Consider the following 9,935-nt stretch of genomic DNA (forward strand, 5'->3'; position numbering starts at 1 on the left):
ACGGCCGTACCGGCCCGACGTCCGTCGGGCCGGTACGGCCGTGTGATCGGCAAATAGCACCGGTCCGCATCGATCGGGTGCAGTACCGAGAAATCCTTCCTCCCGGAGTTTCCGGGGCGCTCACTCCTCGTTACAGAAGCAGAACGATGTACAGGATTCGGCCAAGAACCCTGTACGGAACGTGACTTGAAAGCACAGAGGAAGGATTCACTCCATGAAGCCCACCAAGGTCGCCGCGGTCGTCGCCGGTTCGATGATGGCCCTGGGTGCCGCCGCGCCCGCCATGGCCACGGAGGCGCTGACCCCCACCAGCCTGAACGGTGGCCTCGAAGCGATCGCCGCCCACGGGCTGAAGAGCGACATGCTGAGCAGCACCACGGACGGCTCCCCCGTCCAGACCGTGACGAAGGCGGCGGAGCAGCTGAACACCGCCACCAAGGGCGCCCCGCTGATCGGCGGCCTCCCGGTCGCCGGCGGTCTGGCCGGCTGACACCACCTCAGTACCCCTGTCCCCACGGGCACTTACGGCGGCCCTCCGTGCCGCTGTTCCTCACGGTCGGCTGATCGAATGATTTTCTGATCAGCTGCCGTGTGGCCCCGGCTTCACGCCGGGCGCCGACCCATACCTTTTGGCCGATCCCACTGGAACGCCGGTGCGGATCAGGCCGGTCGGAGCGAGGGGGGATCCTCGCCGGTCTCTCCCTTTCTCCAGAGGAAGAGCGGTATGCGGTCCATCATCAGCAGGAAAGTACTCACCGCGGCGGCAGCGACCGGCATCCTGTCGCTGAGTGGGGGATTCGCCCTGGCCGCGAACTCCCACTCCGGTACGGGCGACGGTCCGGGCTCCGCCACGGCCGGCCATGTCCAGGCACAACCGCCGGCCGACGCCTGCGGCAAGAGCACGAGACTCGGCGACCTCTGCGCCCAGCCGTCGGAGCACCCCGACGGCTACGGCGACGACGATCACGGTGGTTACGGCGACGACGATCACGGCGGGTACGGCGACGACCACGATCACGGCGGTGGCCCGACGGGTTACCCGACGGGTCACCCCACCGGGCATCCGACCGGCCATCCCACGGGCCACCCGACCGGGCACCCGACGGGTCATCCGACCGGGCATCCGACTGGCCACCCGACTGGGCACCCGACGGGCCACCCCACCGGCCACCCGACGGGTCATCCGACGGGTCACCCCACGGGCCACCCGACTGGCCACCCCACGGGCCACCCGACCGGGCACCCGACCGGTCACCCGACTGGTCACCCCACCGGCCACCCGACCGGGCACCCCACGGGCCACCCGACCGGGCACCCGACCGGCCACCCGACCGGCCACCCGACTGGCCACCCCACCGGGCATCCGACTGGTCACCCGACGGGTCACCCGACCGGTCACCCCACGGGCCACCCGACCGGGCACCCCACGGGCCACCCGACGGGGTATCCGACCGAACACCCCACCGGGTACCCCACCGATCACCCGACCGGCAAGCCCACCTGTGAGAAGCCCGCGCCCGGTGAGTGGCCGCACGGTTGTGGGGAGCTGCCCGACACCGGTAGCGAGCCCATGCTCATGGGCGCGGCCGCGGTCAGCGCCGCGCTGATCATCGGCGGCACCGTCGTCTACCTCCGCGGCGGACGGATCGCCCGCCGGCACTGATCCCGCGTCAACCAGGGCCCTCGCCGTCACCGGTGAGGGCGCTGCGCGTTGCTGCACACGGGTTAGTCCCGCGACGTTTCGGCCAAGGGGCTCGTTCTCCTCATATGAATCTGCGTTCTCACGCGGGCATGGGACTCCTCATGACCGCATTCGCCTCCGCCGCCCTGGCCTCTCCCGCCGCCGCCGTCGAGGCGCCGGTGATCGTCCCGCTCCAGGGCCTGGAGCCGGTCCTGCCGATGGACGCCCCGACCATCGCGACCGGCGTCCCCGTCCCGATGCCCGGCGCGCCCACCGGCTTCCAGAAGGGCGTCGGTGCGCTCCCCGACGTCGCCCTGCCGAGCGTGCCGCTCGCCGGCACCCTGCCGGAGACCGTCGTCGACGCGCCGCTGCCCGAGCTCCTCAAGGGCAGCGAGCCCGGCAGCGCCCTGCTCAGCAGTCCGCACTCGGAGATGCGGGCGGCCACCCCCGGCGCCGTCCTCGGCACCCCGGTGGAGGCCCCGCGAGGCAACGGGCTCGCCGGGATTCCGCACCTGGCGAAGCCTCAGCTCGGGCTCCTCACCCCGGTGCTCAGCGGAGCCCTCGACCCCCAGCTCGGGCTGGCGCCGGACGCGGGCTGACGCGACCGCGTCCCCGTTCATTCGTACGACTGTTGACCGGGCGGGTGAAGACACGATTCTTCCCCGCCACCCCAAGGGGTCTCGGTCGTTGCAACAGAAGGCTTGTCGCATGGCCGCGGCCCGCGGACCGGAAGCGTCCCGTCGTATCCGGCGGCGGACGGGATCGGGTCCGCGGGCCATTTTTTTCGGTTTTCCCTCGTCCCGTTCGGCTCAATGACCGTGACCCGATCCGGCGATCGGCGTTGAACGGAAGTGACGGCCGTGATTCCTGCGGTCGCTTTCATACGTCCAAGGAGTTCTTGATGTCTCGCATCGCGAAGGCTGCCGCTGTTCTCGCAGGCACGGGTGCCGTTGCCCTCAGCGGAGCCGGCCTGGCCGTCGCCGACTCGGGCGCCGAGGCCGTCGCCGCCCACTCGCCCGGTGTCGCCTCCGGCAACGTCGTCCAGGTTCCGGTCCACGTCCCGGTCAACCTCTGCGGCAACACCGTCAACGTCATCGGTCTGCTGAACCCGGCGTTCGGCAACACCTGCATCAACGCCGACGGTGGCCACGGGCACGGCGACGGCGGCTACGGCGGCTGATCCCCCCGCTTCACGTGAATGTCCCCCCGGCCGTCGGCCGGGGGGACATTCACGTGTGGGGCTCAGGCGTACCGGTAGATCCGGCTGTGGTCGAACATCGACGCCGGGGTCACGCCCCAGGGCGCCATCGGCTCGTGCCGGGCGGCGACCTTGCGGTACTGCGCGTCCCCCAGGGGCGGCGGCTCGGCCGGCAGGTAGGCGGCACCGGGGTTCCGCTGCTGCCAGCGCGACCAGATCAGGTCGACGAAGGAGTGGTGCAGCCAGAAGACCGGGTCGTTCACGGAGCCGCCGCCGAGCATCAGGCCGCCGACCCAGCGGTGCACCCGGTTGTGGATGCGGAACCGCTCGTTGCCGCGGCCCGGTGCCCAGCCCTCCAGGGCGTTGCGGAAGCCGGTGGAGCTCGTCGAGTTCCAGGGCGCCGCGTCGTACACCCGCTCGCGCATCACCTCGTCGAGCTGGGCCGGGGTGGGCAGCGTGATCGGGTCGCGGGGGCGGCCGAAGTCCCTGGTCAGATACCGGACGTCGGTCATCGACTCGGTGATCGTCCACCGCCCGGCGGAGGCCGCGAAGGGGCCCGTCATCACCTGGAGGTCGGCCCGGCGGCCGTTGCCGCCCATGAAGTCCTCGCGCCAGATCGAGGAGGCCGGGGAGTTGTCCCGGGTCCAGTCCCAGTACGGGACGGAGACCGTCGGGTCGATCCGGCGCAGGGCCGTCTCGAACTCGAGCAGGAACTTGCGGTGCCAGGGCAGGAAGCTCGGCGTCATGTGGGCGATCCGCAGCCGGCCCTCCCCGTCGGCCGTGTAGTAGTCGATGTGGGTGCGGACGAAGCGGTCGTACGCGCCGGTGCGCTTGAGCTCCAGGACGGCGGCGACGAACTTGCGGCGCTCGGCGCCGGTCAGATCGCGCTGGTTCTTACGCGTGTACACCACGCGGGCTCCCTCCCGTCGGGTCGGTGGGGACGCCGTGGGCGCCCGCGAGCGGGGAGAGTCGGGCCGTGCCCAGCTCGTCCACGGCCGCGCGGGTGGCCGCCAGGGGCGTCGGGCAGGATTCGTAGTGGTCGATCGGGGTGACGTAGCCGCCGTCGGCGCAGCGCATCAGATGCAGCGGCCGGCCGTCGACGAGGGCCGTCGGTTCGCCCCCGGGTCCGGAGAAACCCAGGAGGCGACGGCCCCGGTACATCTCGTCGAAGGCGTGCGGATCATGTTCGACCCCCGATTCCGGTCGGGTCGCGATACGACCGAGCGCACCACCGGTGAAGGCGGTGACGGCCAGGGCGAACAGGGACCGCAGTGCGACGCGGCGCGGGACGATCATCAGTGATCTCCTGGTGGTCGGCTTATGCCCTCAGGGCACAACGATGAAAACCCGGGTTCGTTGCGGCGGACATGGCAGCGGCGTGAATGTCGGCCGTTCGAGTGAATTCGGCGCGGGGAAAGGGTGGTTGGAGCATTAGCATCCGATTCATGACCACTTCCAACGTCGTTTCCTCGGCGCGCAGCGCCTCTCCGCTGGGAACCCTCACGGTGATTCCGTGGTCCAGCGAGCCCTCCGCCGAATCGGCGGGGACGCCGTTCCTGATGGCGTATTCGCTCGGCGACGGCCGGGACGGTCCTGAGGCCGGTCAGCAGGCGATGCGCGCCGCCCTGGAGGCGATGAACCTCTCGGTCGGAGACCGGCTCTTCGATCTGGAGAAGGACGCCGGGATCAACGCCTCGCTGATCGTCGAGGCCGGTTCCGCCGTGCTCACCCTGCCCTTCCTGAAGGTGCAGTGCCCGGTGCCGGACGAATGGCAGGCGGCGGCGCGCGAGCAGGGCAAGGTCTACTTCATCTGTTCCGTACGGCCCTGGGCCGAGGGCGTGCCCGGACAGCCCGTCGACGAGGAGCGGCTCAAGGCCTTCGTCTCGGACGAGGGGATGCTCGCCGACAGCGCCCACGTCCTGCTGCCGGTCCGCCGCATCCAGGGCTGAGCGGGAAGGGGTCGCGCCATGGCGACGGTGAACGTACGGGGCGGGGTGCCGGGCCAGCGGCAGGAGGAGGTCGCCGGGGAGACCGGCGGCCCGGTCGGTGCGAGCCGGGCGCTCGCCCTGCTGCTGCTCGTCACCGGCGCGGCGGGCGTCCTCGCCGGCTGGGTGATCACGCTCGACAAGTTCAAGCTCCTGGAGGACCCCGGTTTCCAGCCCGGGTGCAGCCTGAACCCGGTCGTGTCCTGCGGCAGCGTCATGAAGAGCGAGCAGGCCGCGGTGTTCGGCTTCCCGAACCCGATGCTCGGGCTCGTCACGTACGCCGTCGTCGTCGCCGTCGGTGCCGGGCTGCTCGCCGGGGCCCGCTACCGGGGCTGGTTCTGGCTCGGCCTCAACGCGGGGATGCTCTTCGGGGTCGGTTTCTGCACCTGGCTGATGTACCAGTCGCTGTACGAGATCAACGCGCTCTGCCTGTGGTGCTGTCTGGCCTGGGTCGCCACGATCACCATGTTCTGGTACGTCACCGCACACAACGTCAGGGAGCGCGTCCTGCCCGCCCCGGCGGGGCTGCGGACCTTCCTCGGCGAGTTCACCTTCGCCCTGCCCGTCCTGCACATCGGGATCATCGGGATGCTGATCCTGACCCGCTGGTGGGACTTCTGGACCAGCTGACGTGAGGCGGCCCTCCTCCTGGCCTTCCTGGCTCTCCTGGTTCACCTGGCCGCGGGCCGCACTGACCGTGCTGCTCGCGGCCGTTGCCGTCTTCCTGTGCGCGCTCCTGTCCGACCGGACCGGGACGCGGACCGCGCCCGAGACGGAGCCGGAGCCGCTGACGGGGGTCCCCTCGGGGTTCTTCACCGGCTCCGACGAGGCCGGGGTGCGGCGGATCGCGCAGGTGCAGGACTGGCTCGGCGGCGACTCCCTGACCGTCGGCCACACCTATCTGCCGGGCGACCGCTGGTCCAACATCGAGGGGCATCCGGCGCTGTTCGGGCCCTGGGCGCGCTGGAAGGCCGAGCGGCCCGGGCGCCTCTTCGTCCTCAACGTGCCGCTGCTCGACCGGAACGAGGCCGGGCTGCCGGACGCCGAGGTGCGGGCGGGGCTGCGGCGGGGGGCGGACGGCGCGTACGACGGGCACTTCCGGACCCTGGGGGAGCGGCTCGTGGCGCAGGGGCTCGGCGACGCGGTCCTGGTGCTCGGCTGGGAGATGAACGGCACCACGTACAGCCATCGCTGCCGCCCGGACCCGACGGCCTGGAAGGCGTACTGGCGACGGGTGGTGGGGGTGCTGCGGGAGGTGCCGGGGCAGCGGTTCCGCTTCGACTTCACGCCGAGCCGGGGCCTCGACGCCATCCCCTGGCCGCACTGCTACCCGGGCGACGACGTCGTCGACATCATCGGGATGGACGCCTACGACCAGCCCGCCGGGCTCTCCTTCGAGGAGCAGGTGGACGAGGAGTACGGGCTCGCGCACCAGGTGCGCTTCGCGGCGGCGCACGGCAAGCCCGTCTCGTACCCGGAGTGGGGGCTCTTCAGGAACGGGGACAACCCGGCGTACGTGCGGGGGATGTTGGACTGGTTCGCGGCGCACCGGCCCGTCTACCAGACCGTCACCGACTACTGCCCGCACGGGGTGTGGGAGTGCGCGGACAATCCGGATTCGGCGCGGATCGTCAGGGGCGCGCTGGGGGCTTCAGGCCGGCGGTGAGGGCGTCAGGCCGGTCTTGAGGGTGTCGACCGTGCGGTCCAGAAGGGCGACGAGGTCGTCGGTGCGGCCGTGTTCGGCCCAGTGGACGGTCGCCTCGCGGAGCGCGCCGAGGACCGCCGCCGTGAAGATCCGTACCTCCAGGTCGTCCGCGTCCCGGCCGGTGCGGTCGGCGATCGCGCGGGCGAGCCGGCGGCCGGTCGTGGCGGTGGTCTCGGTGAGGCGGGCGCGCACGGCGGGGATCTCCACCATGAGCCGGGCGCGCAGCCGGGTCTCCTCGGGCTCCTCGTCGAGGGAGGCGCGGACGGCTTCGAGGACGACCGCCCGGAGCGATTCGAGCGGTTCCTCCGTGGCGGGGCGGGCGCGCAGCCGGGCTTCGAGGAGTTCGTCGTTCTCGTCGGTGAGGAGGATGTCCTCCCGGACCGGGAAGTAGCGCACGACGGTGGAGGGGGAGACCTCGGCGGCCTCGGCGATGCGGTCGGTGGTGGCGGCGTCCCAGCCCTGCTCGGCGACGAGCCGGTAGGTGGCCTTCCGGATCGCCGCGCGGGTCTTCGCCTTCTTGCGTTCGCGGAGGCCGGGGCGGTCGTTCATGCCCTTCATGCTCCCAGGTCAGGCGTGCTGGTACGCCACGAGCGAGATGCCGACGTAGTGGACGATGAAGGCCGCGAGGGTCAGCGAGTGGAAGACCTCGTGGAAACCGAACCAGCGCGGGGAGGGGTTCGGGCGCTTGATGCCGTAGATGACGCCGCCCGCGCTGTAGAGCAGTCCGCCGACGACGACGAGGACGAGGACGGCGATGCCGCCCGCGCGCATGAAGTCGGGCAGGAAGAAGACGGCGGCCCAGCCCATCGCGATGTAGCAGGGCGTGTACAGCCAGCGAGGGGCGCCGACCCAGAAGACGCGGAAGGCGATGCCGGCGGCGGCCGCGATCCAGACCGCCCACATGAGCGGCTTCGCCGTGGAGTCGGGGAGGAGGAGCAGGGTGAGCGGGGTGTAGGTGCCCGCGATGATCAGGAAGATGTTGGCGTGGTCGAGGCGCCGGAGCACGGCCTCGCCGCGCGGGCCCCAGTTGCCGCGGTGGTAGAGCGCGCTGATGCCGAAGAGCAGGCAGGCGGTGAGGACGTAGATCCCGCAGGCGATGCGGGCGCGGGGCGAGTCGGAGAGGGCGACGAGGGTGAGGCCCGCGACGATCACGGCGGGGAACATGCCCGCGTGCAGCCATCCTCTGAGCCGGGGCTTCGTCGGGAGCGGCACGGTGCGCTCGATCGGGGTCACTTCCGGCGTGGCTGCAGTCATGGGACGGAATCCTAGCTACGGCTCCGTAGGTACCGGATATGAGTGGCGATGCTCACGTGTGCACCCCCCTGGACATATGGGCGAATCCGTCGGATGATCAAATGAGTGCGGTCGGCACCGGATGAGCAGCTACGACGCATCCGGGTCGCAGCCCCCACGGGGCAGACATCTAAAAAACCCCTCAACAAGGAGCAATCGTGGCGCGCGACAACGCGGCTCCCCTTCCCACCCAGCACCAGGAGCTCATCTCCTGGGTGACCGAGATCGCCGAGATCACTCAGCCGGACAACATCGTCTGGTGCGACGGATCCGAGGCCGAGTACGAGCGCCTGTGCGAGGAGCTCGTCGCCAAGGGGACCTTCAAGAAGCTCGACCCGGTCAAGCGCCCGAACTCCTACTACGCCGCCTCCGACCCGTCCGACGTCGCGCGCGTCGAGGACCGGACCTTCATCTGCTCCGAGAAGGAGGAGGACGCGGGCCCGACCAACCACTGGAAGGCACCTGCGGAGATGAAGGACATCTTCGCCGGCGAGAAGGGCATCTTCCGCGGCTCCATGCGCGGCCGCACCATGTACGTCGTGCCCTTCTGCATGGGCCCGGTCGGTTCCCCGCTCTCCGCCATCGGCGTCGAGATCACCGACTCCGCGTACGTCGCCGTCTCCATGCGCACCATGACCCGCATGGGACAGGCCGTCCTCGACGAGCTCGGCACCGACGGCTTCTTCGTCAAGGCCGTCCACACCCTCGGTGCGCCGCTCGCCGAGGGCGAGGCCGACGTGCCGTGGCCCTGCAACACCACCAAGTACATCTCGCACTTCCCCGAGACCCGCGAGATCTGGTCGTACGGCTCGGGCTACGGCGGCAACGCCCTGCTCGGCAAGAAGTGCTACGCGCTCCGTATCGCCTCCGTCATGGCGCGTGACGAGGGCTGGCTCGCCGAGCACATGCTGATCCTCAAGCTCACCCCGCCGCAGGGCGAGGCGAAGTACGTCGCCGCCGCGTTCCCGTCGGCCTGTGGCAAGACCAACCTCGCGATGCTGGAGCCCACGATCTCCGGCTGGACGGTCGAGACCATCGGCGACGACATCGCCTGGATGCGCTTCGGCGAGGACGGCCGCCTCTACGCGATCAACCCCGAGGCCGGCTTCTTCGGCGTCGCGCCCGGCACCGGCGAGCACACCAACGCCAACGCCATGAAGACCATGTGGGGCAACTCCGTCTTCACGAACGTCGCGCTCACCGACGACGGCGACGTGTGGTGGGAGGGCATGACCGAAGAGGCACCCAAGCACCTCATCGACTGGAAGGGCAACGACTGGACTCCGGACTCGGAGACCCCGGCCGCCCACCCGAACGCCCGCTTCACCGTCCCGGCCGGGCAGTGCCCGATCATCGCGCCGGAGTGGGAGGACCCGAAGGGCGTGCCGATCTCGGCGATCCTCTTCGGCGGCCGCCGCGCCTCCGCCGTCCCGCTGGTCACCGAGTCCTTCGACTGGAACCACGGCGTCTTCCTCGGCGCGAACGTCGCCTCCGAGAAGACCGCCGCCGCCGAGGGCAAGGTCGGCGAGCTGCGCCGCGACCCCTTCGCCATGCTGCCGTTCTGCGGCTACAACATGGGCGACTACATGGCGCACTGGATCAAGGTGGGCAAGGACGCCGACGCGTCGAAGCTCCCGAAGATCTACTACGTGAACTGGTTCCGCAAGAACGACGCCGGCAAGTTCGTCTGGCCCGGCTTCGGCGAGAACAGCCGCGTCCTGAAGTGGATCGTCGAGCGCCTCGACGGCAAGGCCGAGGGCGTCGAGACCCCGATCGGCATCCTGCCGACCGCCGAGTCCCTCGACATCGAGGGCCTCGACCTCCCGGCCGAGGACCTGGAGTTCCTCCTCAAGGTCGACCGTGACGTGTGGCGCGAAGAGGCCGCCCTCGTCCCCGACCACCTGAACACCTTCGGCGACCACACGCCGAAGGAGCTGTGGGACCAGTACAACGCGCTCGTGGAGCGCCTCGGCTAGTCCCTCCCGAACTCGTGGTGGGCTGCCCCGAAACACCGCCCTGACCAGTGGGGTCACGACGGTCCATCACGACGCAACCGGCCCCCGGAGCCCCCTC

General features: G+C 70.6%; 11 protein-coding genes. 7 read left to right on the forward strand and 4 right to left on the reverse strand.

The window, feature by feature from the left end; all coding sequences use genetic code 11:
* Window positions 1-214: 214 nt before the first annotated feature.
* The 3 genes from CCN56_RS23740 to CCN56_RS23750 all read left to right on the forward strand — a co-directional run bounded on the left by CCN56_RS23740 (window position 215) and on the right by CCN56_RS23750 (window position 2,861).
* The gene (locus CCN56_RS23740) at window positions 215-490 is read left to right on the forward strand and encodes a hypothetical protein (RefSeq protein ID WP_086829813.1); all 276 of its coding nucleotides are present in this window, start codon (window positions 215-217) and stop codon (window positions 488-490) included.
* Window positions 491-1,803: 1,313 nt separating this feature from the next.
* Window positions 1,804-2,280 (forward strand): hypothetical protein, encoded by a 477-nt coding sequence (locus tag CCN56_RS23745; protein WP_256962112.1) that lies wholly within the window; start codon window positions 1,804-1,806, stop codon window positions 2,278-2,280.
* Between the two features lie 302 nt (window positions 2,281-2,582).
* Entirely contained in the window at window positions 2,583-2,861 is a 279-nt protein-coding gene (locus CCN56_RS23750; RefSeq protein WP_041130985.1) for a chaplin, read from the forward strand.
* Window positions 2,862-2,923: 62 nt separating this feature from the next.
* Here the strand turns inward: CCN56_RS23750 and CCN56_RS23755 are convergent, their stop codons facing one another.
* Window positions 2,924-3,790 (reverse strand): tyrosinase family protein, encoded by an 867-nt coding sequence (locus CCN56_RS23755; protein WP_086829817.1) that lies wholly within the window; start codon window positions 3,788-3,790, stop codon window positions 2,924-2,926.
* Entirely contained in the window at window positions 3,774-4,175 is a 402-nt protein-coding gene (locus CCN56_RS23760) for a tyrosinase family oxidase copper chaperone (RefSeq protein WP_107484212.1), read from the reverse strand. The genes CCN56_RS23755 and CCN56_RS23760 overlap by 17 nt, the downstream gene beginning before the upstream one ends.
* Window positions 4,176-4,324: 149 nt before the next feature.
* Between CCN56_RS23760 and CCN56_RS23765 the strand changes: the two genes are divergently transcribed.
* The 3 genes from CCN56_RS23765 to CCN56_RS23775 are packed head-to-tail and all read left to right on the forward strand — an operon-like array spanning window position 4,325 to window position 6,530.
* Window positions 4,325-4,828, forward strand: a complete 504-nt coding sequence (locus tag CCN56_RS23765; protein ID WP_256962113.1) for a DUF5949 family protein — start codon at window positions 4,325-4,327, stop codon at window positions 4,826-4,828.
* Between the two features lie 18 nt (window positions 4,829-4,846).
* Window positions 4,847-5,494, forward strand: coding sequence for a vitamin K epoxide reductase family protein (locus CCN56_RS23770; RefSeq protein ID WP_086829818.1), 648 nt, complete (start codon window positions 4,847-4,849; stop codon window positions 5,492-5,494).
* A 1-nt stretch (window position 5,495) separates the two neighbouring features.
* Complete coding sequence (locus tag CCN56_RS23775; protein WP_086829820.1) at window positions 5,496-6,530, forward strand: glycoside hydrolase family 26 protein; 1,035 nt, start codon at window positions 5,496-5,498, stop codon at window positions 6,528-6,530.
* On the opposite strand, the gene CCN56_RS23780 is transcribed toward CCN56_RS23775, so the two are convergent.
* Complete coding sequence (locus tag CCN56_RS23780) at window positions 6,516-7,118, reverse strand: TetR family transcriptional regulator (RefSeq protein ID WP_256962114.1); 603 nt, start codon at window positions 7,116-7,118, stop codon at window positions 6,516-6,518. The two genes, CCN56_RS23775 and CCN56_RS23780, sit on opposite strands and share 15 nt — an antisense overlap.
* Window positions 7,119-7,136: 18 nt before the next feature.
* Window positions 7,137-7,823, reverse strand: coding sequence for a hemolysin III family protein (locus CCN56_RS23785; RefSeq protein ID WP_086829824.1), 687 nt, complete (start codon window positions 7,821-7,823; stop codon window positions 7,137-7,139).
* A gap of 197 nt (window positions 7,824-8,020) precedes the next feature.
* Here CCN56_RS23785 and CCN56_RS23790 point away from each other — a divergent pair, with 197 nt between their 5' ends.
* Window positions 8,021-9,838: a phosphoenolpyruvate carboxykinase (GTP) gene (locus CCN56_RS23790; RefSeq protein WP_086829825.1), complete on the forward strand. Its 1,818-nt coding sequence runs from the start codon at window positions 8,021-8,023 to the stop codon at window positions 9,836-9,838.
* Window positions 9,839-9,935: the final 97 nt, after the last annotated feature.

It is taken from the genome of Streptomyces sp. NRRL B-24572, from assembly GCF_002156145.1.
Taxonomy (GTDB): Bacteria; Actinomycetota; Actinomycetes; order Streptomycetales; family Streptomycetaceae; genus Streptomyces; species Streptomyces vietnamensis.

Coding starts and splice junctions, on each gene's coding strand:
- CCN56_RS23750 (WP_041130985.1), top strand. CDS start 2,583: ATGTCTCGCATCGCGAAGGCTGCCGCTGTTCTCGCAGGCACGGGTGCC.
- CCN56_RS23780 (WP_256962114.1), bottom strand. CDS start 7,118: ATGAACGACCGCCCCGGCCTCCGCGAACGCAAGAAGGCGAAGACCCGC.
- CCN56_RS23785 (WP_086829824.1), bottom strand. CDS start 7,823: ATGACTGCAGCCACGCCGGAAGTGACCCCGATCGAGCGCACCGTGCCG.
- CCN56_RS23760 (WP_107484212.1), bottom strand. CDS start 4,175: ATGATCGTCCCGCGCCGCGTCGCACTGCGGTCCCTGTTCGCCCTGGCC.
- CCN56_RS23745 (WP_256962112.1), top strand. CDS start 1,804: ATGACCGCATTCGCCTCCGCCGCCCTGGCCTCTCCCGCCGCCGCCGTC.
- CCN56_RS23770 (WP_086829818.1), top strand. CDS start 4,847: ATGGCGACGGTGAACGTACGGGGCGGGGTGCCGGGCCAGCGGCAGGAG.
- CCN56_RS23740 (WP_086829813.1), top strand. CDS start 215: ATGAAGCCCACCAAGGTCGCCGCGGTCGTCGCCGGTTCGATGATGGCC.
- CCN56_RS23765 (WP_256962113.1), top strand. CDS start 4,325: ATGACCACTTCCAACGTCGTTTCCTCGGCGCGCAGCGCCTCTCCGCTG.